Genomic DNA, 21,167 nt, shown 5'->3' with positions numbered 1-21,167 from the left:
ATTGCGGGGCACCGAGCCAAAGGAACAAGCTTAAAAAAGCGGGTTGGTGCGATGATTATCGGGCAAGAGTTTTCTTTGGATGAATAGCAGTCAAAGTATGCTCGTGCCCTGTGCGCAATATGGTGACCAATTCTAACAATGGGGAGGTACTCGGGTATAATTCTACCTCGACGCTTGATTACATCATCAGGCTTGTGTTTTTCATTTACCGTATATTTCTCAACAAATAGATCTACATCCTTAAAAGTGATTCCTGCTGCGTTTAAGCAATACCTTATAGCATCATTATCATTAAATCCATCATGCTTAATCTTCGTGAGCCTTTCTTTTTCAATGCCAACGATAATCTTACCATTCTTCATTAAGCACGCTGATCCGTCATGTGATAACCCAGAACCTAAAACATAAATTGGTTTGCTCATAGTTCCCCTCAAACTTAAAACATGTATTTTGGTACTTCAAAGGCAACCAGTTTTTGACACTCAGAAATTGCTTCTTCGATTTTTAACTGCACAGGGGGTGTTTTTTGAGTCCATGCTGAAGGACCTTTTAAAGCACCTTTTAGTCCCATGTCTCTAGCAATCTTCAAATAACGTATAGCGTCAATCACAACGCCAGCTGAGTTCTCAGAATCTTGCACCGATAATTTAGTATCAATTTCGACTTTGCTTCCTCCAAACCCGGTAAGCTCCAAGCGTATATGCGCAACCTTATTATCCTTCAAATAAGGTATATAAGTCGATGGCCCGGCAAAAATAGAATCCTCGTGAACATCCACTCCAGCAATTTCATTTTGACTTCTAATAACGTTCTCTTTCGAGATTTTTTTGGATGTTAATCTCTCTTGAACCATCATATTATTAAAGTCAGTATTTCCGCCAATATTAATTTGCTGGTGATAGTCAACAGTTAGATTTCTTGAATGTGCTAATTCCTGGTATACTTGCGACAATATTGACGCACCTAAATGACTCTTCATATCATCACCTATGATAGGGATGCCTTTATCGTAGAACTTTTTGTCCCACTCCGGATCAGACGCTATGAAAACTGGAATACAATTAAGCAACGAAACACCAGATTCCAGACAACATTCAGCAAGATATTCGGTAGCCTTTTGAGAGCCAACAGGTAAATAGTTTATCAATATATCTATTTCTTTTTCTTTAAGACTAGAAACCAAATCAATTGTTTTTTGATCACTCAAAACACGAAACCCACGATCTTCAGGTTGATTGTTCATATACGTAGATACACCATCAAAAATTTCAATTTTCTCGACGATCGGACCTTCTGGCAAATCGGTACAGAATACCCTTGCACAATTGGGCTTTGCAAAAATTGCTTTTGATATTGGTAAACCAACTTTTCTACAATCAACATCATATGCAGCTTTCACATTAATATCTTTGATTGAAATACCTAGATTATTAATTATTGGATCGCTATCTGAGTGAAAATAAATCCCTTGATAGAGAGACGAACAGCAATTTCCAACACCTGCAATAGCAACGTTAATCATATTAAAAACCCTTCTTGTTAGTATTTTGTGAAATTATTAAATCATTTAATTTAAATATATTCTCTTCTTTTATAAGCCAATCTGTCATTTCATTACTATACCGAATGAACTTCAAGATGCTTGAGTCGTCAGATATAAAAACATTTAAATTCAACAACATAATCGTTTTTCAAACATGCACTTTGAAGTATCTTGAGTATATACTTCTTAGAAATATACTTTTTATTTTCTAAGTTAGTATTATAATTTGCATCATCATCCTCTGGATGAGACAAATGTATACCTTCTATCCCCTCAAACAAATGAAATTGAGAATTAGCTTTGTGAAGCCGGAAACCAAGATCAATATCTTCACCACCCCATGATTTAAAATGTTCATCAAAACAGCCCACTTTTTCAAAGAGTTCTTTTTCTACACTAAATATTGTTCCCCATAAAAAGACCCAAGGTGCAGGCATGGAACATAATTTATAGTTGAATCTCGCGTATGAGCTTTGGCGAATATCTTTGCCAACACCCAGTTCTTTCATCCTTTTAATTGTGCTGTCTACATCATCTAGGTCAACTTTTAGATCCCATTTATTTTCAGAGTACAGACCGTATACATTTCCAATCGAAACTGATTGTGAGTTAGAGCTATGGAACTTAATCACATTCTTAACGAAATCGCTTGGCAAAAGTACGTCGGCATCAACAAAAGCCAGTAGCTCCCCTTTTGCATTTTTAGCTCCAATATTTCTCGCTCTGGCTACACGAAAACCTTCGTCAGGTACATATATATACTTGAGTTTATAGTTGTAAACTCGCTTAGTAACAGCGAGACAAGTCTCATCGCTAGAACCATCATCTACAACTATTACTTCGAAGTCACTAAAGTCCGCGCTTTGCTTGTTTAGTAAAGACAGCAAAGACATTAGGCTTTCTTTTTTGTTATAAGAAGGGATGATTATACTTAGAATCATAAATTCTTTACTCCTTGATCTTACTTTTTATTTCAAGAAAAGAGGCTTTAAAATTATGCATATCTGATAGAGTATAGTTTCCTTGTACAGATAAGCAATTATTTAATCTGTTTAGGAATTGTTCAATAACCTCATTAATATTGAAATAAGCACCAAATTTTTCAATATATGAATTCATTGAGATTATAAAGCCTTCAATATCGTTCTTATACTTTTCTTCCAAAAAGGTATCAGGACGATGCACAGCATCTCCTTTGAACCTATATCTAAATGGAATATCTTCTAGTACTTTAATAAATGCCCCACCCGCAACCATATTCATCCAAGTGACATGATCTTCCGAAACTGAAAAGTCTGGGAATGGACATCTAAGCGCCAAGTCAACATTGACTGCCGTGCCTGACGTCGGGAATATGTACCCACAGTGCCTTATCATATCGAGGTATTTATTGCTTCCTTCTGGAGTATACCGACTATGCTGAACAGCGACGTCGAGCATATCACTCCTAAAGTTTTCGAGAGAAACCGAATTACCATTTTCATCGATTCCGGTAAAGGTTGTGCTAATAATTAAGTCTGATTGATTAATCTGTTCTGCGGCACATAACGTTTTCTCTATACGATATGGATGCGAAATATCATCATCGTCCTGAAAAAAAATGATATTGGCACCGTGTTTGTGAGCATATTTGACACCAATATTTCTTGCTGATGATACCTCCCCCCTCTTCTCGTTAACTATAAAATGAAATCTATTATCAATTATATCGTTCGGCAAGTAGTCTTTTATTCTGGTATTCAATTGCTCATAGAAACTTGAATTATCATCCACTATTACAACGCACCAATCTGGGGTTGACTGAGCATGTATTGAAAATAAGGTTTCAACCAGATAATCATTATCTCGCTTGCTCTTTGCATAATGAGGAATCACAAACCAACTTGACATTTATGCACAACCTCATTTATCTCTTTTGCAAAATCAACTATCCAATCCTTCGGCTGAAGTAACACTTGGTGAGGGAACGCCATTGTTCGATTGTAAAAATTCCCAGCACCTGGAAGCCTATAATTTATACTATTCAGTCTTTCGAAATGCCTATAATACTTGTTTCTATCAACTCGACTTGGTTGGTAGAGTGGATTGTTATTTAAAGGTTTATCAAGCCTTTCAAAAGGTACTCGATATTTCTCTGAGAAATAGTTCGATATTGCTTGTGCTTGTTCACCTTTAACTTCGCAGTTGAAGTCAACGACACAACGCCAATATACTCTCTGATCAATATTTGCGTCTGCGTCAAGGATATTGCATATTTTATTTTTTCTAAGGCAATCATCAAGAACCATGGCGTTTAAACGTCGCTTTTCATTCTCGACATCTAATCTTTTAAGACCGTTTAACAAAATAGCACACTGCATCTCAGTAATGTTGTAGTTCCTTCCTTGTACTTCTCCATTACCGGAAATAGCCATAAGATTTCTTGGATTTACGCTATCAGTTTTAGCTCTCCCATCCATCATCAAATTTTGTATTATAGAATAGTAAACATCCGAGCTAGTAGCAATAATCCCACCTTCTCCACTAGTAAGTAGTTTTGATTGCTGGGTAGAAAATACAGATATGTCAAAAAAAGAACCAGCCTTCTTTGATTTCCACGTTGCCCCATGGCTTTGTGAACAATCTTCAATAACTTTTAAACCATATTTATTTGCAATAGAACCAATTTTTTTCACATCTACCATGCCGCAATAAGCATGCACCAAAATAATGGCTTTGGTGTTCTGGGTAATATTCTCTCGTATTGCCTTCTCTGATATTTGTCCGGTTAAAGGATCAATATCAGTCAAAACAGGAATAGCCCCTAGATTATATACAACTTGGGCAACTGCAACCCAAGTCATACCTGGTACTATGACTTCATCTCCAGGCAAGATACCAATGGTTTCAAGCGCGATGGATAACGCCGCCGTTCCAGAAGTACATGGAATAGCGTGTTTAGTACCTATGTAGTCTGCCCATCTTCTTGAGAAAAGAGTACTAAAGTGTGGCAATGTCTCAGACTGGCCTGACAACGTCCAACGCGTAGATCTAAGTGCTCCTTCTACATCAGTTAGTAGGTCAACATCGCACACCGGCCAATTCATCTCAAAAGGTTTCATGCATCCTCCTATAACACCAAATTTAATAGCCTTTTGCTTAACAACCGTTTGTAGGCACTTATGATATCGCCTTCTCGAATACGTCCATCAAATAGAAGTTGACTAATTGTTTTAATGCCATCAGCGACATCAAAACAGGACAACTCTGTCTCTGTAACCCGTTCGCTATATGTTGCTGTATTGATGTAATATGAACAGGATTCATTTGTAGTTTTTTTGATGGTAGTTACAAACTCTTTTTTTATTGGTCGCAATAACTCGTATAGCTTATCACCACAAATTCTTTTCTTAATAATGAAATCGCCGACAACCAAATAGTCCAAGTCTGTAAGTAAAAAGCATTGTATAGCATCATACGCGTCACATACAATTGGCTCCGCATTTACGTTAAATGAGGTATTTAATAAAATAGGAACCCCTGTAATTTCTTTAAAATTCTTTATTAGCTGGTAGATGTCCTTATTATATTCTCCAACAGCTTGAACTCTCGCTGTATTATCTATATGTGTTATAGCTGCAAGTTTTTGTTGGTTTTCCTTAACAATTGGAAGATTAAATACCATATACTCCAAGTTCACTTTACAATCTGGAACTAGGAACCAATCTGAAATTTCATCCACCAACACCATGGGTGCAAATGGGCGATAGGACTCTCGCTGCTTAATAATTCGATTAGTTCTATATTTTGATTCAATAGGTCTGGGATCAGCTAGAATACTACGACTACCAAGAGCTCTTGGACCATATTCCATTCTACCTCTAGCCCATCCTATTATCTTGCCATTACTAATTTCATTCGCAAGAAATTTAAACTTATCTTCAGTATTAATAATTTCTATGATATCTTGATTTCTATCTATTATTTCAAGCGCATGTTTACTATTTATATCAGGTCCTAAATAAACATTCTCGAGTTTATTTCCATTAATCCTAGCGTCAGGATACATTGCACACATAGCTGCACCGACAGCACTTCCACCATCGTGTGAGGCAGGATGAACAAAAATATTGTCAAACAATTCGCTGAAAGCGAGCTTTCCGTTCAATGTACAGTTTAGAGCTACCCCACCACTGAGACATAGATTTCTTTGATTTAGCTTCTTTGACCAGAAAGATATTATATGGAATGCCATCTTTTCCAGGTATTTTTGTATGGAATGCGCAAAGTTTTGATGACTTTCTGAAATATATTCATTTTCTCTTCTTGGCAAAATACCTCTATCTAAAAAGTAAGCAGGTATATTTGTATGATTAAATGAAACCTTTCCACCTTCTTCAAAATTTATAAGCTCTTCGAAAAGTTCATCAAATTGATTTTGTTTTCCATAGGAAGCCAACCCCATTACCTTATACTCATCAAATCGTTCATATCCTAGTAAATATATACAATCGAGGTAATATCTTCCTAGTGATGAAGAAACTGGATATCTATATATACTTCTAACAACCCCATCGATATATGAGTAGATTGATGTAGACTCATCTTCCCCATTTCCATCTATTGTGACAACTAATGAACTATCGAAGCCAGAGTTTTCAGCCGCCATGATCGCGTGGGTATCATGATGACGTACATATTCAATTGGGATATCTTTAACTTCTTCACCAAATTTACGCACAAGTATCTTGTTAATTAAACCTCTAGAAGTTTCGACCTCGAGATTTTTTCTTTCAATATATTGTAAGCCAAGTCCAGTGTCTGTATTTAACTCTTCAAAATAAAATGCAATTTTGTCAACATCAGTTATTTTAACTTGTGCTATTTTTAAGCACTCAACAATGGCATCAATAGGAAACTGATTAGAGTGTTTAATCCTATCCAGACGCTCTTGTTCCACAGCCGCAACAATCTTACCATCTTTAATAATTGCAGCAGAGGCATCATGACCAAACCAATTTGGTATATCCCCAATAACAGGTGTTTCAAACGTTTCGAAACTACCGCTAATCCCTAGAGTTATCATAAAAAGAATCTCCTTATCCTTGATGAAAATAATTCGATATCTAATAACGTCTCATTCATTTTAGTCAGCGGCCTAAATTTACTATTCGTCATTATTGTTTCTATGATATTGATAGACTCCAAAGACCGTTTAATATCAAGTAAAGGTTCTAATTTATAATTTAGTGAAGTGACTAAGTCTAAGACTCCAGTAGCTTGATCAATAAAGTGAGTATCATCATATCTTCTGTCTATCTTGTGGGGGTGAATCGTTTTTCTTCGAGAGAAATGTTCTGTTGGGCGATCGATTTTATCTTCTTTATTCTTCCTTAAAATTATTAGAGAATTCGCCATCCATAAATCTTCAACTATTATTTCACCTTCATCTCCAATCACCCGAAAACTATGATCCTCACTTTCAACAATGCTAAGCTCAACTTTTGCTCTTCTACTATCACTATATTCCAAAGTAAGATCAATCCAATCAGGGGCAGGTGAATCTGTAACTTATTTATCCGGATAGATTAAGGCAGAGCTATAGCTCATGCTATCTGGCGTCCCCATTAAAGCCAGAATTAGATCAATCACATAAGAACCATGTTCAAAACCACAACCAACTTCAAATTCATTCTTTGCAGGCCAAAGTGCTCCTGAAGGACTGATCCAACTACCAAAGTTCATTTTATGAACTGGTCCCTCATGAATAGCACTCTTAATTAAACGTATTTCTCCAATTTCGCCAGAACTCAATATCTCTATTACCTTGATGATTGGGGGATTTAATAATAAGGAGGGTGCACTGGTTATAATACAGTTATTATTTTTGGCAACTTCTAGCAATTTTTTTGATTCTGTAATGCCCATAGTAAATGGCTTTTCACTGTATACTGAAATTCCATTAGCCACAGCTTCCAATGACACATTGTAGTGCTCTTCTGGATTCGTCAAGTTTAGCAATATGTCAACATTTACATTTTCTAACGCATCGCTTACCGAAGAGTAAGTATCGAAACTATGATAGTTTGAGAAAGCTTCAAGTCGATTGCTATCTCTATCGACACAACCAACAATATCTAGGCACTCATAGTCATTAAGATTTGACACATAGAAGTCTGCAGCATAACCACAACCAACAATTAGAATATTTGACTTTTTCACCTCACCTCCATTTTCAGACTAATACTCACTAAATAAGCTTTCAAAATAGTAGATCACTTTGCAAAATGACTTGTACAATAAGGAGTACGAGCTATAGAAAGACCATGAATTAGTGCTGTTTATCAGGCATCAAACTTCCACTACTCAGACACTAATCAAATTGACTACTGTATCGGTATTACGAAATGCTATTTAATATTTCTCAACATAATTGAAATAGATAAATGTAAATACTTATTAGCTCACTTACAATACGTCTTCATTATAAGTATAAAATTTCAAAAAACAATCAAATATTTAAAATAAAAATCCAATTCATAGATTAAAATCACTTTTTCTTATAAAAATATACATCTATACCTATCATTTAACATGATATCCTATCAATAATAAATCACTTATAAGCATTTCCATAAAATTATTATAAGTTTTCTCTAATTAACCCATGAAATTTTTAAGAAATACAATTTTCAAATTGTGATAACATTTTCATTAAAAAAACCAATTCCATGATTATATTAATTTATAATCCATATATTAAATTTAATTATTTTATGGCGTAAAATATTAAACATATTATTTTCCATCACAGTTATCGTACCACCATTACTGGTGTGAATAGGAGGAAACATATTGAAAACTGATTTCGGTGGAACCTGTTTTGAGAGGTGTCCATTTCATTATTTCGAAATAGTAGATAACTTGAAGGGAGCTCAGTCCGATATTTGCGATCTGATCAATCGCCAAAAGTCACAAACCACAATATGGACTAAGTTATATCTATTATAGCATTAGGCAATTATTGATGGTATCCGTTCTGCCCGTCAAAATAACGGTATCGACATCCATCTTATCGGAATTTTGAGCAGAACTTTTGGTGAACAAGCCTGTACTCAGGAATTAACTAGCCTACTAAATAAGATTTCAAAATAGTGCTAAATCTTATACCACTCATAATTCTATGTATAACAATGGGTTGAAGAAGGCTATGTGTAGCATAATTACGAAACGTTATTTAGCTCACCAGCAACATATTACTGCATTGGATCTCGCGGGTGACGAGTTAGGTTTTCCCGGCCATCTTTTCCAATCTCATTTTACCAAAGCCCGTGATGTTGGATGGCATATAACTATCCATGCCGGCGAAGCCGCTGGCGCTGAAAGTATTTGGCAAGCCATTAGGGAATTAGGAGCCACGCGTATTGGTCATGGGGTAAAAGCCATTACTGATCCCGTATTGATGGATTATTTGGTTGAAAACCGTATTGGTATTGAAACCTGTTTAACCTCAAACCTTCAAACCAGCACCGTCAATTCTTTATTGGACCATCCACTCAAACAATTCCTGGAAAAAGGTATTCTTGCTTCCATTAATACCGATGATCCAGCCGTTGAAGGCATCGACATCCGCCATGAATATGAAATTGCCGCCCCTGCCGCAGGTTTATCTATTGCTCAAATTCGTCAGGCTCAGATAAATGGGCTGGAAACTGCTTTTATCAGTGATACAGAAAAACAGGCATTACGCATGAAAGCAGCAAATCGTTAAACATAAATAGCTCAGGAATGGAATCTCCCATTCCTGATTATCGAGACCATAAAAATCTGTGGTGCACGGTGTTAAATCAACGATAGAATGAGCAAAGGAACATCATTCTATCAGACACCTCCCCATGAAATCTTATATTGTGAAAGTAGCCCTCCGAGGTATCAGCCCAATGGTCTGGTACCGATTCAGATTGTCAGGCGAGACTTCTTTAGCGGCTTTGCACTATATCATTCAGATCGTGCAGGGATGGCAGGATGATCATCTGCATCAATTCCGTATTTAGGGCAAAAATTACGGCATTTCCTACTCCGGCGGGATCGGATTTCCTGATAACCCCTACAAAATTACGCTGGGTGACTTTGAATTTGATGCCGGTGACCGTTTTACCTACGAGTACAACTTTTTCGAGCACTGGCTTCACGATATCCGTATTGAAACGATTCTCGAAAATTCTCACCTGAAGTCTCCTTTTTGTCTGGCCGGAAACAGAATGCCCGGCGCGACGTTAGCCGATGAAACTGATAAGACACTGGCATTGCTTGACGCGATTATTCATGCTGATGATACGACCACGGTCGGAGAGATCCGTCCATTGGTTGAGGCGCTTGATGCCGTCAGATTCAACCGGCCCAAGGTTAATAGCCAATTAAGTCGGCTCAACCTTGATTCACCGGAACTGGAACCTATTGTGATCGGGCTGTGGCCGATAGGATGATCGGTATCCATAAAGGTATACCTTTTGCTCTTAACGCGTCTATTTGAGGCAATTTACTGATTTCCGCAGGCTGGTTGAGTTCATTAGCTTCATAGCCGGCTGCCGGGCTTGGGAAACCGGCCGCAACGGACTCGGCAAAGAAAGGTAATGAGTCGCCTTCATCAGAAGGCAGGGGATAAACTAACGCCAGCGCCATAAAATTAGCCTCCTAATATTGTTTATACATACAGTATATTGCAGCTATTCAGGAACAGGCAATGCCGGCAACATATTCACGTTATTGATTCAACTAAGAATTACGGTCAGTCGGGCCAGAACGTCATCCATGATTTTTGCAGGCACACGCTCAAGCCGCTTTCCGCCCCGTGCGCCCATGTCAATTGTGCGCGGCTGATCGCAGCGCACAACGCCGGTTGTACGTGTACCGGCACCGTCCAGCGATACTGCAAAGCCAGCGGTACGGACAAAATTACCACCGCTGGTAACGGGTACCACTACAGGCAGGCGGGTCACGCGGTTAAAGGCCGCTGGCGTGACAATCAGCACCGGCCGCGTTCCCTGCTGCTCATGGCCTGCGGTAGGGTCGAGTGAGACAAGCCAGATTTCCCCTCTCTCCATATCAGATTGCCTCCCGGCCTGCAGATGGCGCGTCCAGCCATTCACGATCTTCTGCACTGATTTCGGCATCCGGATCGCACTGTGCCAGCAGTTCAGCAAGCGAATATTGTGGGCGCTTGTGCGGCTCCACTATCAGCCGACCATTATCAATGACCATGCCGACTTCATTATCTGATCCCAGAGACAGTGCGTTCAGCAGCGCCGGCGGAACGGTCAGCATAACGGAACCGCCGACTCTCTTCAGACGAGTGGTATGCATATTTCACCTCCATAAAAGTTATATATAAATATAACATCCAACAGGGAAATAAACCAGGCGGCAACACTAAAAAGTTAAATAAATATATAACTTTTTATCCCAGAAGCGTAGCAGGCCCACTGCTGGCAGCAGTGCTACCCCGCGCCAGTAGACTAGGAAAATACACAGCAGGAACACCAGAACAGCGCCATGACTGACGAACATAGCTGTATGATTTCATCATTTCCCATCATCTGAAGCATAATCAGATGGTCTAAGTCTTTGAAGAAATCTTATCAGCGATTTCCTTTGTAGAGCATAAAAATCTATGGTCTCAAAGGCCGAGCCTTTGCCCGGCGCACAAAATATCCCACGAAGGCTATTTTTTGTACAAACTGACGTCTACAGTGCGCAATGCGCGATATTTCCCGGCTCCTAGCTGTAGTGACGCGCAATGATGATTGCCCCGATGCGCAATAAATGCCCTTTTCTGAACCACATTGCGTGAGAATGAAAAGCCGTTCCAAATCACTTTATCTGAGAATCAAACCACATTACTGATTTGCCCGCCCACCCTTCCTGAGAATGAGAAAACCACCAGAAAACCGGCCGGTTTTCTGGTGGTTTCCAGAGCGGTTTAAATTCTGTCAATGAATCGGCTGATAACTCGCATTAAGACGTTTAGCCAACTTCTCAAGTCGTCTATCCAGCGTCCAAAGCCTTGCCCCTGGTGTTATCAAGGTTGATGCCAGCAATGTAATATCAACCAGACCACATCCGAGGCCGTACAACTTTTCGTTTTCAATGAATGCCATTACCTCGATGATAGTGGCCTGATGACTCTGTGGTAACAGCCCCAGATCTCCAAGCGTTCGCAGTCTTGGTGCCGGAGGAGTACCACAGGCTATTTCAGCCAGTATCATCGGATGAATCAGAACCAGATCCCGGCTTAACAACTGGATCAATCCGTCATTCCTGTTTTTGAAATGGTCAATCCAGACGGACGTATCTACTAAAATAGTCATTATGCGGATGGCTCCTCCCGGCGACGGGGAACTATCTGCATATCAGGTGATGTGCTGCCGAGCGAAGCCAGTCTTTTTGCTGCCTGCACCCGAACAAACGTTTTCACCGCTTCACGGAAAATATCAGCCTTATCCATGCCAGGATCGGCCATTTCTAGTGCCTGTGCATACAACGCATCATCAATCGTGACAGTAGTTCGCATAATATAACCTCCTTGATTCACATATTGATGATAATATACATCAAAAATAGAATCAAAGCAGTTTGTAAGAAAAGAATAATGGCATGGGATAACCTTGCAATCCGCACAAATCAAAGAGTGAACAACGTGCTGTGCCCCCCGGCGCCTATTTTGACGCACTGCATAAAGCCGTCAATGAAGACCGGGCAGCAGTCGGAAAAAAAGCCTGAAGCCAGCCCTTAAGGAACGGCCGAGAAAGACGAAGGTCAGTACCACCGATTTGTCTAGGTGCTTGCGCGTTTCCTAGAAAACATGCACAATCAACCCTGTTACTTTCATCACCCTATAAGGAGTTAATCATGCAAAGCATGACCATTGAGCAGCTACGCGCCGCAAGCGATGCCGGCGGCGTGGAAGGTGTGACCCTGAAAGGGCAAGGCGGAACCTTCCTTGTGCAGATCGCAACCCGCAGCGGTGCCGCCGCTGTGCTGGCGAAGGCCCGCAGCCAAGAGCCGCGCCGTTTCGGCAACCCCATTGCCGCCCTGAACGTGTTGCGCGGCGTAGGCATCACCATCGGCCAGTTCGACGCCAGTGAGTGGAACCCGGACGAGAAAGAAGAAACCGCCGGCAATCGTGGCCGGGCCGAGGCAATGCGCAAGGCCCACCAAGCCGCCGCCTACTCGGAGTGGCTGGCCGCCGAGATTCAGGATGCTATCGACGACCCGCGCCCGAATCTTTCACACGATGAGGTTATGGCCGAGATGGACGCCGATATTGCCGCCTTGGCCGCCGAACACAAGCCCGCCAAAAGGAAGCGCGCTTGAGCGCGGCTGGCTGATTTATGGCGAAGGCAAAGACCCCTTACCGCATCGAGTGGCGACCGAAGGCCCGCGAGGATTTGCGCGCCATTGTTCGATACATAGGCAAAGACAACCCGACCAGGGCGGGCAGCTTCGGTCAGGAGCTACGCGACAAGACCTTGCCGCTTGCGCAGCACCCGGAGCTTGGCCGCACCGGGCGGCCCGGCCTGCCGGATTATGTGCGCGAGCTGGTCGCGCATCGGAACTACATTATTTTTTATCGCGTGCTGGACGAGGCGCGCACCGTCGAAATTTTGCGAGTGAAACACGCGGCGCAGCAAACGCCGTGACATGGTGACAGCAGATCTCCCTGCAGGAGATAGAGAGCGTAAATAACTCAAGTGCCCCAGACTTTTTTATGCTCTCCCTTTTCAACCAACAGAATATTAACGTAGATTTATCTAGGTCTAATTTAACAATGTTCCAATATATACCACAACAAATTAAGTATAGATTTAAAAAATCCATCATAACGACTATTTTAGTGATCTTAATCAAAGATTTAGACTTCTAAAGAAAACCATTTAAAATATAAAATTGTATTCATTGGGGAAATATAAAATTCAAATAGAAGTTTACGATTTAAATTTCGTAGTCAAATAAATAAGTTTTCATAATTATGCTCCACTTCCAACCAGCCCTTGTGTACCAAGATATACAGCCTTTTCATCCAAGTGGTCTGTAGAATCAATGAGATAGGCTACAGAACCAATGTTGTTCAAAAAGAAAACAAAAGGCATAGGTGTATCAGTATTATGGAAAGCTATTTATTACATTGTTGTAAATATCATTAATATATATACCCTATGGATTTCAAGATGCATCGCGGCGGCAAGGGAGCGAATCCCCGGGAGCATAGAGAACTATGTGACCGGGGTGAGTGAGTGCAGCCAACAAAGAAGCAACTTGAAAGATGACGGGTATAAACATATATTTACAACAATTCCCTATCATAGATTTATACCTATTTCTATTTTAACCTCTTGGCATAACGTTGCGCCAATACGGCACACACCATCAACTGAATTTGATGAAAAATCATCAACGGCAACAACATTACGCCAACCGTCGCAGCGGGGAATAAAACATTCGCCATTGGCACGCCATTAGCCAGACTCTTTTTCGAACCACAAAAAACAATCGTAATTTCGTCTTCTTTATTAAAACCTAACCAACGGGCAATATAAGTATTAATAACCAACACAACCGCCAATAAAACACAGCAAACCACCCCAATCATCAGTAGCAAATAACCATCAATTTTATGCCAGATACCTTCTACCACCGCCTCACTAAAAGCCACATAAACCACCAAAAGAATCGATGACCGGTCAGTCATATTGACCAATTTTTTATGTTTCTCTACCCAACGGGCAATTAATGGCCGCGATAGATGTCCGATAATAAAGGGAACCATCAATTGCAGAATTATGGCTTTTATAGCTTCCAGAGTATCAGCGCTGCCTTCACCTTGTGTATGGATCATCAACCCGACTAATATTGGCGATAAAAATACGCCCAGAATACTGGACGCCGAAGCACTGCAAATAGCAGCGGCAACATTGCCACCAGCAACTGAGGTAAAAGCAATAGCTGACTGAACCGTTGCCGGTAATGCACAAAGATAGAGAAATCCCCAATAAACTGTTGATGTCATGATTTCCGGTACGAGCAAATTCAACCCTAATCCAATAATCGGGAATAAAACAAAGGTACTGAGAAAGACCACCAGATGAAGCCGCCAATGTGCCATGCCGGCAATAATGGTTTGACGAGATAATTTAGCACCATGCATAAAGAATAACAGCGCAATAGCCGCTGTGGTTAATCGTTGAAACCAGACTTTAATTTCCCCCTCACAAGGAAAGAATGTCGCAATAACAACTACCGTCACTAATATCATCAAAAAAGGATCTATTTTTAATTTTTGCCACCAAGTCATTGATCATTTTCCTTGCTATTTCAAATAATAGGCCCGGCAAGCCAGGCTAAGTAGTAAATAAAAAGTCTCAACAAAATATATACCCTATGGATTTCAAGATGCATCGCGACGGCAAGGAAGTGAATCCCCGGGAGCATAGATAACGACGTGACCGGGGTGAGCGAGTGCAGCCAACAAAGAAGCAACTTGAAAGATGACGGGTATAGGCTTAAATTGCCACTGTACGTTGTTGTTCTGCCGACTGAATACCAGCCTCAATTAATTTCATAATTTGAATGGCTTCACTTGCCGTGACTGGATTAGGTTTACCTAACGTAATCGCATCACGGATAGCAGCATAATAAGCAGAATAATTACCAGGTAAAGTCGGCACATATTCAGTCACTAATTCATCTCCACGTGACAGCGTCACAATCCCATCACGAATATCATATCCCCAATCGGCATGTGGCGGCCTTTCCCCCGCTTTCAATCGTTCTTCCTGAGGATCAAGACCATATTTCACGTAACTGCCTGCCATACCATGCAACGTATAAACAGCAGATTCAGCCGCTGCCACAGTTGTTGCATGAAGAACTACTTTAATAACCGGATAATTTAACAGTACATGGAAATAATCTGCCGCTTCCGCTTGTGGGCGAATCATTCCCAAATCAGCCGTAATAGATTGCGGTTTACCAAACAGTTGAACCGCCTGATCGAGTAAGTGAGGGCCTAAATCATACCAAATACCACTTCCTTGCCCTGCTGTTTCACGCCATCTTTGACGTATAACCGGACGATAACGATCAAAATGGGATTCGAAATATCTCAATTTGCCCAATCGATTTTCTTCAATCAGAGATTTTATCGTCAGAAAACCAGAATCCCAACGGCGGTTATGAAATACAGAAAGTAATAAATTCGCCTTCTCTGCCTGCTCTTTTAAAGATTCAGCTTGTTCAACTGTGATAGTAAACGGTTTATCCACCACAACATGCTTACCCGCTGCCAATGCCTTCTGCGCCAGAGGATAATGAGTATCATTAGGTGTCGGAATAACGATTAAGTCAATTTCAGGATCATTAAAAAGATCCTCAGGGCGGGGTACCACCGGGATATTTGGCCAATCTGATTTCACTTTCTCAGCGTTACTACTGGAAATGGCAACCAATCTAATACCGGCAGTCCCGGCAATTAATGGTGCATGGAACGTTTTACTCGCATAACCATACCCCACCAGCCCAACCTTTAATAGCTCATGCATAACAGCCTCTCAAACTCATTAATAATATGCAGCAATTCAGCATCCGTAAAAAATATCATCGGTGATGACCATTGCGCAAATTATCTCTGAATCTACCCTTGAAGATCTTTCAATCAATCTATTTCCTACAACCTATTTCCTAAGTCATTAGAATCGCCTATTATTCTTTTTTCATATAGCTTCAAGTGGAATGATTTATGTATCAAACCAATGATTACCACCGAATTAATGGTTGGATTCTGGCTCCGGCGTCTTATCTGATTATGACCTTTCTCAGTGCCAGTATAATGCTCGCCTTATATATTGTGTCATTTTTTAGTCAAAACAGTGCATTGAGTGCCGGGAATAATCACTTTACTTTAATGTGGTTTCTTTCTGTTGCCATTACTGCGGTAATGTGGTGTTACACCCTATGGGTATTGAAACTGCTTTTCATTCGATCAAAAAGATTCCCTCAAATTTTTATTATTTGGCTTATTGTTACCGTATTAATTGCATTGAAAACTTTCGCTTTCTCCCCTATTCCTGATCAAATGGCTTTGCGTGCATTAGCATGGCCACTATTGGCAACCGCTATTTTTGTCCCCTACATTAAACGCTCTCATCGAGTCAAAATGACTTTCACACAAGATCGATAACCTCAACTTTCTTTGGTTGTTATCATTAACAATAGATTGCCCCTGGTAAAACGAGGGCATACTTATAATTTAATAAAAAGTCAACAAACTCATTTTCAGGCACAGCAATGACTGACTATTTTCTTTTATTTGTTGGAACCGTATTGGTTAACAATTTCGTCTTGGTGAAATTCCTCGGTTTATGCCCTTTCATGGGCGTATCTAAAAAGCTGGAAACTGCCATCGGGATGGGATTTGCGACAACATTCGTTATGACACTAGCCTCTGTATGTTCATGGCTGGTGAATACTTTTATTTTATTACCACTGGACTTAATCTATTTGCGTACCCTGAGCTTTATTCTTGTCATTGCAGTCGTGGTGCAATTCACAGAGCTTGTTGTACGCAAAACCAGCCCGACGTTATACCGGTTATTGGGTATTTTCTTGCCGTTGATTACGACTAATTGTGCTGTACTGGGTGTGGCACTGCTGAATATCAATCAATCACACGATTTTTTACAATCCGCTATCTATGGTTTCGGTGCTGCCGCCGGTTTCTCTCTCGTTATGGTACTGTTTGCCGCTATTCGCGAACGTCTGGCTGTTGCTGATGTACCCGCCCCTTTCAAGGGGTCATCTATTGGTCTTATTACTGCGGGTTTAATGTCCTTGGCTTTTATGGGCTTTAGTGGTTTGGTGAAATTCTGATGACATCGTTATGGATTGCTATTGGTGCACTCAGTGCACTAGGGTTAATTTTTGGGTTAATCCTAGGGTTTGCTGCCCGCCGTTTTCAGGTGGAAGAGGACCCCATTGTTGAAAACATTGATGATATTCTGCCGCAAAGCCAGTGTGGACAATGCGGTTACCCAGGCTGTCGCCCTTATGCTGAAGCCGTAGCGAATAATGGCGAGATGATTAACAAATGTGCACCGGGTGGAGAGCAAGTCATGCTGAAAATTTCAGAGCTGCTCGGTATCGATCCGCAACCATTGGATGGTGATGCAAACGTACAAAACCCTGCACGCAAAGTCGCCTTTATTGATGAAGAGAATTGCATTGGTTGTACTAAATGTATTCAGGCATGTCCTGTAGACGCTATCATCGGTGCTACACGTGCCATGCATACCATTGTTGAAGATTTATGTACCGGTTGTGACCTGTGCGTTGCTCCTTGTCCAACAGACTGTATTACAATGATCCCTGTAGCAACAACCACTTCCAACTGGAAATGGGATTTAAAAGCTATTCCAGTCAGAAATATTCCTGTTCAGCCATCTCTCGCCATTTCCAATAAAAGTATCCCGGTCAAAAATATTGAGGCTGAACACCATGTTTAATTTATTTAATTTGCTCAATAAAAATAAAATCTGGGATTTCGCCGGGGGTATTCATCCACCTGAAATGAAGCTGCAATCCAGCCAGACCCCTTTACGCATTACGCCACTACCGGAAGAGTTAATCATCCCATTGCAACAACATTTGGGTACGGAAGGCGAGTTGCTGGTTAAAGTGGGTGATGAAGTGCTTAAAGGCCAACCTTTGACATTTGGCACTGGTCGTACTGTACCGGTTCATGCATCGACTTCCGGCACAATCATTGCCATTGAACCGTGTATTACAGCGCACCCATCCGGGTTGAAAGAGTTATGCGTTCGTTTGCGCCCTGATGGGAAAGATAAATGGGGTGAACGCATTCAAGCACCTGATTATCAATCACTGGATGCAGATACGATTCTTAATCGAATCCATCAGGCCGGTATCGCAGGTTTAGGTGGAGCCGGCTTTCCTACCGCAGCCAAACTACAAAGCGGCCGTCATGGTCTTAAGACACTGATCATTAATGCCGCAGAATGCGAGCCTTATATCACCGCTGATGACCGCCTGATGCAGGAGCATGCCGGCGAACTTATTGAGGGCATTCGTATTCTGGAACATCTGCTTAAACCGGAACAGATCCTGATTGGTATCGAAGATAATAAACCAGCAGCAATAAAAGAACTCAAAACCGTTCTAAAGGGCGATAAATCGATTATCGTCCAGGTTATCCCAACCAAATATCCTTCTGGCGGTGCCAAACAACTGACCAAGATACTGACCGGTAAAGAAGTCCCCTCCGGTGGCCGTTCCTCTACTATCGGTGTACTGATGCAGAACGTAGGTACCGTGGTTGCAATCAAACGTGCCATTATTGATGGAGAACCTTTGATTGAGCGCATCGTCACAATTACTGGCGAAGCCATCACCTCGCCGGGTAACTTTTGGGCGCGGCTCGGTACTCCGGTACAATTTCTTCTCCAGTTAGCCGGTTTTGCACCACAATCAGAACAGATGGTCATTATGGGTGGGCCCTTAATGGGATTTACGCTACCTGACCTCAACGTGCCCATCGTTAAGATCAGTAACTGTATTCTGGCTCCATCCCATCAGGAAATGGATTCAAATACAACGGAAGAGGCTTGTATCCGTTGTGGATTATGTGTGGAAGCCTGCCCTGCCCGTTTATTACCACAACAGCTCTATTGGTTCAGTCGGGGACAAGAGCACGAAAAAGCCAGAGATCACAATCTGTTCGACTGTATTGAATGCGGCGCCTGTGCTTATGTCTGCCCAAGCAATATTCCTCTGGTGCAATATTATCGCCAAGAGAAAGCCGAAATTCGGGCCTTGGATCAGGAAAACCGCCGTTCAACCGAAGCCAAAATTCGTTTCGAAGCTAAGCAAGCGCGCATGGAACGAGAAAAACTGGCCCGAGAGGAAAGGCACAAAAAATCGACCGTCCAAGTTGATAACAAAGATAAGAGCGCTGTACAAGATGCGCTTTCCCGCGTGAAGGAAAAACAGGCTAACGCGGGTAAAATTGTTGCTATAGAACCGGGGCAAATACCTGATAACGCCGCAGTAATAGCGGCTCGTCAGGCAAGAAAAGAGCAGCTTCGCGCTCGTCAGGCGGAAAAACAGGCGGTGGAAAATATTAATATTGCTCCATCTGAACCACCAAGTGCAGAAGATCCACGCAAAGCCGCATTAGCAGCAGCAATTGCCAGAGCTAAAGCGAAGAAAGCAGCTCAAAATCAAGAAGTAACACCATCACCAGAAGCGAGAGAACCAGAAACTACCGCTAGTGAAAAACAAGATCTTCATAAAGATGCGGTCACTGCCGCTATTGCCCGTGTCAAAGCCAAGAAAGCTCAGACTCAACAATTAGCTGAAACTCAGGCAGAAACACCATCAGCGGAAGAAACTGATCCACGTAAAATTGCCGTCGCGGCTGCTATTGCCAGGGTTAAGGCCAAAAAAGACGCCCAGGAACAACAGAAAATTTCAATAGAATAGTGATTGTTATAAATGAAATTCAGACCCGTTCAGATTGACAATAAAAAACTAAAAGTCGCAAGTTCGCCTTTTACACACGATCAGCAAAGTACCAGCCGCATTATGCTGTGGGTTGTGCTGGCAGCGCTCCCCGGTATTGCAGTACAAACTTACTTCTTTAGTTACGGTACCTTGTTCCAGCTCCTGCTTGCGGTGATTACCGCCCTACTTGCAGAATCATTTGCCCTATCTTTGCGTAAACAGGCAATTATGCCTCGTTTGCAGGATAATTCTGCATTACTGACAGGTTTACTTTTAGGGATCAGCCTTCCACCACTGGCTCCTTGGTGGCTGATTGTATTGGGAACTGCCTTTGCGGTAATTATTGCCAAACACTTATATGGTGGCCTTGGTCAAAACCCATTCAATCCAGCCATGGTCGGTTATGTCGTACTGCTAATATCATTCCCAGTGCAAATGACCGGCTGGTTGCCTCCTATGGATTTACTGGCAACACAAATCACACCGCTAGACAGTCTGATGGTGATCTTCAGCGGTCATACTCCCGATGGCACAACATTACAGCAGTTGCAACAAGGTTTCGATGGAATTAGCCAGGCTACACCGCTGGATAGTTTCAAAACCGGTTTATTGACTCACAATATTGATGACGTTCTTCGCCAACCTATATTGCAAGGATCTCTGGCTGGCATTGGCTGGCAATGGGTCAACATTGCTTATCTTGTTGGTGGGTTGATTCTGCTGAACAGAAAAGTGATAACCTGGCAAATTCCTGTGGCATTTATCCTGGTATTAGGTTTATGTGCACTCACTAGCTGGTTGATTGATCCATCCCGTTATTCGCCGCCATTATTACAACTGTTTTCCGGTGCAACCATGCTAGGCGCATTCTTTATTGCAACCGATCCCGTCAGTGCTTCCACGACACCCAAAGGTCGTTTGGTTTTTGGTGCCATGATCGGCTTATTAGTCTGGGTTATTCGTGTTTATGGTGGTTATCCTGATGCCATAGCATTTGCGGTCTTATTGGCGAATATCACCGTGCCACTCATTGACCATTACACCCAACCCCGCGTTTACGGGCATAAATAAG

23 protein-coding genes and 5 pseudogenes are annotated in these 21,167 nt (G+C 41.5%); 12 read left to right on the top strand and 16 right to left on the bottom strand.

The features are described from left to right. Positions 1–275: 275 nt before the first annotated feature. The 8 genes and pseudogenes from ACGF49_RS18285 to ACGF49_RS18250 form a co-directional block, all read right to left on the bottom strand. Positions 276–362: pseudogene (locus ACGF49_RS18285) on the bottom strand (hypothetical protein); the annotation flags it as partial. Positions 363–436: 74 nt separating this feature from the next. Then, positions 437–1,522, bottom strand: a complete 1,086-nt coding sequence (locus tag ACGF49_RS18280; RefSeq protein ID WP_387492178.1) for an inositol-3-phosphate synthase — start codon at positions 1,520–1,522, stop codon at positions 437–439. A 128-nt stretch (positions 1,523–1,650) separates the two neighbouring features. Continuing rightward, positions 1,651–2,484, bottom strand: coding sequence for a glycosyltransferase family 2 protein (locus tag ACGF49_RS18275; protein ID WP_387492176.1), 834 nt, complete (start codon positions 2,482–2,484; stop codon positions 1,651–1,653). A gap of 7 nt (positions 2,485–2,491) precedes the next feature. Next, positions 2,492–3,433, bottom strand: a complete 942-nt coding sequence (locus ACGF49_RS18270; protein ID WP_387492173.1) for a glycosyltransferase family A protein — start codon at positions 3,431–3,433, stop codon at positions 2,492–2,494. Continuing rightward, entirely contained in the window at positions 3,415–4,644 is a 1,230-nt protein-coding gene (locus ACGF49_RS18265) for a DegT/DnrJ/EryC1/StrS aminotransferase family protein (protein ID WP_113044400.1), read from the bottom strand. The genes ACGF49_RS18270 and ACGF49_RS18265 overlap by 19 nt, the downstream gene beginning before the upstream one ends. A gap of 8 nt (positions 4,645–4,652) precedes the next feature. Next, positions 4,653–6,608 (bottom strand): carbamoyltransferase C-terminal domain-containing protein, encoded by a 1,956-nt coding sequence (locus tag ACGF49_RS18260; protein WP_262978590.1) that lies wholly within the window; start codon positions 6,606–6,608, stop codon positions 4,653–4,655. Further along, positions 6,605–7,066, bottom strand: coding sequence for a Gfo/Idh/MocA family oxidoreductase (locus ACGF49_RS18255; protein ID WP_324251150.1), 462 nt, complete (start codon positions 7,064–7,066; stop codon positions 6,605–6,607). Before ACGF49_RS18255 ends, ACGF49_RS18260 begins: the two co-directional genes overlap by 4 nt. Positions 7,067–7,093: 27 nt before the next feature. Beyond that, complete coding sequence (locus ACGF49_RS18250; protein WP_113041394.1) at positions 7,094–7,744, bottom strand: Gfo/Idh/MocA family protein; 651 nt, start codon at positions 7,742–7,744, stop codon at positions 7,094–7,096. Positions 7,745–8,539: 795 nt separating this feature from the next. Between ACGF49_RS18250 and ACGF49_RS18245 the strand changes: the two are divergent. The 4 genes and pseudogenes from ACGF49_RS18245 to ACGF49_RS18230 all read left to right on the top strand — a co-directional run. Further along, positions 8,540–8,659: pseudogene (locus tag ACGF49_RS18245) on the top strand (adenosine deaminase); the annotation flags it as partial. Positions 8,660–8,762: 103 nt separating this feature from the next. After that, a pseudogene (locus ACGF49_RS18240) lies at positions 8,763–9,293 on the top strand (adenosine deaminase family protein); the annotation flags it as partial. Between the two features lie 124 nt (positions 9,294–9,417). Further along, a pseudogene (locus tag ACGF49_RS18235) lies at positions 9,418–9,726 on the top strand (plasmid pRiA4b ORF-3 family protein); the annotation flags it as partial. A 57-nt stretch (positions 9,727–9,783) separates the two neighbouring features. Then, positions 9,784–10,008: a hypothetical protein gene (locus ACGF49_RS18230; protein WP_041380083.1), complete on the top strand. Its 225-nt coding sequence runs from the start codon at positions 9,784–9,786 to the stop codon at positions 10,006–10,008. On the opposite strand, the gene ACGF49_RS18225 is transcribed toward ACGF49_RS18230, so the two are convergent. From ACGF49_RS18225 to ACGF49_RS18200, 6 genes are all read right to left on the bottom strand, one after another. Beyond that, positions 9,977–10,204, bottom strand: coding sequence for a hypothetical protein (locus ACGF49_RS18225; RefSeq protein WP_011146600.1), 228 nt, complete (start codon positions 10,202–10,204; stop codon positions 9,977–9,979). The two genes, ACGF49_RS18230 and ACGF49_RS18225, sit on opposite strands and share 32 nt — an antisense overlap. An 89-nt stretch (positions 10,205–10,293) precedes the next feature. Next, positions 10,294–10,626: a type II toxin-antitoxin system toxin endoribonuclease PemK-mt gene (gene pemK-mt / locus ACGF49_RS18220; protein ID WP_146747606.1), complete on the bottom strand. Its 333-nt coding sequence runs from the start codon at positions 10,624–10,626 to the stop codon at positions 10,294–10,296. 1 nt (position 10,627) lies between these two features. Beyond that, positions 10,628–10,885 (bottom strand): AbrB/MazE/SpoVT family DNA-binding domain-containing protein, encoded by a 258-nt coding sequence (locus ACGF49_RS18215; protein WP_146748061.1) that lies wholly within the window; start codon positions 10,883–10,885, stop codon positions 10,628–10,630. A gap of 94 nt (positions 10,886–10,979) precedes the next feature. Beyond that, the gene (locus ACGF49_RS18210) at positions 10,980–11,108 is read right to left on the bottom strand and encodes a hypothetical protein (protein ID WP_262405117.1); all 129 of its coding nucleotides are present in this window, start codon (positions 11,106–11,108) and stop codon (positions 10,980–10,982) included. Positions 11,109–11,511: 403 nt separating this feature from the next. Then, positions 11,512–11,889, bottom strand: coding sequence for a type II toxin-antitoxin system VapC family toxin (locus tag ACGF49_RS18205; protein ID WP_058588678.1), 378 nt, complete (start codon positions 11,887–11,889; stop codon positions 11,512–11,514). Then, the gene (locus ACGF49_RS18200; protein ID WP_011146605.1) at positions 11,889–12,092 is read right to left on the bottom strand and encodes a type II toxin-antitoxin system VapB family antitoxin; all 204 of its coding nucleotides are present in this window, start codon (positions 12,090–12,092) and stop codon (positions 11,889–11,891) included. The genes ACGF49_RS18205 and ACGF49_RS18200 overlap by 1 nt, the downstream gene beginning before the upstream one ends. Positions 12,093–12,190: 98 nt before the next feature. Between ACGF49_RS18200 and ACGF49_RS18195 the strand changes: the two are divergent. The 3 genes and pseudogenes from ACGF49_RS18195 to ACGF49_RS18185 all read left to right on the top strand — a co-directional run. Beyond that, positions 12,191–12,351, top strand: a pseudogene (locus ACGF49_RS18195) (IS5/IS1182 family transposase); the annotation flags it as partial. Between the two features lie 79 nt (positions 12,352–12,430). Then, complete coding sequence (locus tag ACGF49_RS18190; protein ID WP_011146606.1) at positions 12,431–12,895, top strand: hypothetical protein; 465 nt, start codon at positions 12,431–12,433, stop codon at positions 12,893–12,895. 17 nt (positions 12,896–12,912) lie between these two features. Beyond that, positions 12,913–13,221, top strand: coding sequence for a type II toxin-antitoxin system RelE/ParE family toxin (locus tag ACGF49_RS18185; RefSeq protein WP_113041392.1), 309 nt, complete (start codon positions 12,913–12,915; stop codon positions 13,219–13,221). Positions 13,222–13,901: 680 nt separating this feature from the next. Here ACGF49_RS18185 and ACGF49_RS18180 read toward each other — a convergent pair. Both ACGF49_RS18180 and ACGF49_RS18175 read right to left on the bottom strand, forming a co-directional pair. Then, the gene (locus tag ACGF49_RS18180; RefSeq protein WP_228902305.1) at positions 13,902–14,873 is read right to left on the bottom strand and encodes a bile acid:sodium symporter family protein; all 972 of its coding nucleotides are present in this window, start codon (positions 14,871–14,873) and stop codon (positions 13,902–13,904) included. 208 nt (positions 14,874–15,081) lie between these two features. Further along, complete coding sequence (locus tag ACGF49_RS18175) at positions 15,082–16,119, bottom strand: oxidoreductase (protein WP_228902307.1); 1,038 nt, start codon at positions 16,117–16,119, stop codon at positions 15,082–15,084. Between the two features lie 197 nt (positions 16,120–16,316). Between ACGF49_RS18175 and ACGF49_RS18170 the strand changes: the two genes are divergently transcribed. The 5 genes from ACGF49_RS18170 to rsxD all read left to right on the top strand — a co-directional run bounded on the left by ACGF49_RS18170 (position 16,317) and on the right by rsxD (position 21,166). Beyond that, positions 16,317–16,757, top strand: a complete 441-nt coding sequence (locus ACGF49_RS18170; protein WP_113041389.1) for a DUF2569 domain-containing protein — start codon at positions 16,317–16,319, stop codon at positions 16,755–16,757. Between the two features lie 107 nt (positions 16,758–16,864). Beyond that, on the top strand, positions 16,865–17,446 hold the full coding sequence (rsxA, locus tag ACGF49_RS18165) for an electron transport complex subunit RsxA (RefSeq protein ID WP_011146612.1): 582 nt from the start codon (positions 16,865–16,867) through the stop codon (positions 17,444–17,446). After that, the gene (gene rsxB / locus ACGF49_RS18160) at positions 17,446–18,078 is read left to right on the top strand and encodes an electron transport complex subunit RsxB (protein WP_113041388.1); all 633 of its coding nucleotides are present in this window, start codon (positions 17,446–17,448) and stop codon (positions 18,076–18,078) included. Before rsxA ends, rsxB begins: the two co-directional genes overlap by 1 nt. Further along, the gene (gene rsxC, locus ACGF49_RS18155) at positions 18,071–20,074 is read left to right on the top strand and encodes an electron transport complex subunit RsxC (RefSeq protein WP_387492160.1); all 2,004 of its coding nucleotides are present in this window, start codon (positions 18,071–18,073) and stop codon (positions 20,072–20,074) included. The genes rsxB and rsxC overlap by 8 nt, the downstream gene beginning before the upstream one ends. 12 nt (positions 20,075–20,086) lie before the next feature. Continuing rightward, positions 20,087–21,166, top strand: a complete 1,080-nt coding sequence (rsxD, locus tag ACGF49_RS18150) for an electron transport complex subunit RsxD (protein WP_387492157.1) — start codon at positions 20,087–20,089, stop codon at positions 21,164–21,166. Position 21,167: the final 1 nt, after the last annotated feature.

This window comes from Photorhabdus sp. RM96S (genome assembly GCF_042879335.1).
In the GTDB taxonomy this organism is placed as follows: domain Bacteria; phylum Pseudomonadota; class Gammaproteobacteria; order Enterobacterales; family Enterobacteriaceae; genus Photorhabdus; species Photorhabdus kayaii.
Note: the sequence above shows the minus strand (reverse complement) of the source record. Positions and strands in the feature narration are given on the sequence as shown.

Coding starts and splice junctions, on each gene's coding strand:
- ACGF49_RS18200 (WP_011146605.1), bottom strand. CDS start 12,092: ATGCGAACTACTGTCACGATTGATGATGCGTTGTATGCACAGGCACTA.
- ACGF49_RS18265 (WP_113044400.1), bottom strand. CDS start 4,644: ATGAAACCTTTTGAGATGAATTGGCCGGTGTGCGATGTTGACCTACTA.
- ACGF49_RS18175 (WP_228902307.1), bottom strand. CDS start 16,119: ATGCATGAGCTATTAAAGGTTGGGCTGGTGGGGTATGGTTATGCGAGT.
- rsxC (WP_387492160.1), top strand. CDS start 18,071: ATGTTTAATTTATTTAATTTGCTCAATAAAAATAAAATCTGGGATTTC.
- ACGF49_RS18225 (WP_011146600.1), bottom strand. CDS start 10,204: ATGGCGCTGGCGTTAGTTTATCCCCTGCCTTCTGATGAAGGCGACTCA.
- ACGF49_RS18210 (WP_262405117.1), bottom strand. CDS start 11,108: ATGATGAAATCATACAGCTATGTTCGTCAGTCATGGCGCTGTTCTGGT.
- ACGF49_RS18275 (WP_387492176.1), bottom strand. CDS start 2,484: ATGATTCTAAGTATAATCATCCCTTCTTATAACAAAAAAGAAAGCCTA.
- ACGF49_RS18190 (WP_011146606.1), top strand. CDS start 12,431: ATGCAAAGCATGACCATTGAGCAGCTACGCGCCGCAAGCGATGCCGGC.
- ACGF49_RS18260 (WP_262978590.1), bottom strand. CDS start 6,608: ATGATAACTCTAGGGATTAGCGGTAGTTTCGAAACGTTTGAAACACCT.
- ACGF49_RS18205 (WP_058588678.1), bottom strand. CDS start 11,889: ATGACTATTTTAGTAGATACGTCCGTCTGGATTGACCATTTCAAAAAC.
- rsxA (WP_011146612.1), top strand. CDS start 16,865: ATGACTGACTATTTTCTTTTATTTGTTGGAACCGTATTGGTTAACAAT.
- rsxB (WP_113041388.1), top strand. CDS start 17,446: ATGACATCGTTATGGATTGCTATTGGTGCACTCAGTGCACTAGGGTTA.
- ACGF49_RS18270 (WP_387492173.1), bottom strand. CDS start 3,433: ATGTCAAGTTGGTTTGTGATTCCTCATTATGCAAAGAGCAAGCGAGAT.
- ACGF49_RS18185 (WP_113041392.1), top strand. CDS start 12,913: ATGGCGAAGGCAAAGACCCCTTACCGCATCGAGTGGCGACCGAAGGCC.
- ACGF49_RS18170 (WP_113041389.1), top strand. CDS start 16,317: ATGTATCAAACCAATGATTACCACCGAATTAATGGTTGGATTCTGGCT.
- ACGF49_RS18280 (WP_387492178.1), bottom strand. CDS start 1,522: ATGATTAACGTTGCTATTGCAGGTGTTGGAAATTGCTGTTCGTCTCTC.
- ACGF49_RS18215 (WP_146748061.1), bottom strand. CDS start 10,885: ATGCATACCACTCGTCTGAAGAGAGTCGGCGGTTCCGTTATGCTGACC.
- ACGF49_RS18180 (WP_228902305.1), bottom strand. CDS start 14,873: ATGACTTGGTGGCAAAAATTAAAAATAGATCCTTTTTTGATGATATTA.
- pemK-mt (WP_146747606.1), bottom strand. CDS start 10,626: ATGGAGAGAGGGGAAATCTGGCTTGTCTCACTCGACCCTACCGCAGGC.
- rsxD (WP_387492157.1), top strand. CDS start 20,087: ATGAAATTCAGACCCGTTCAGATTGACAATAAAAAACTAAAAGTCGCA.
- ACGF49_RS18230 (WP_041380083.1), top strand. CDS start 9,784: ATGCCCGGCGCGACGTTAGCCGATGAAACTGATAAGACACTGGCATTG.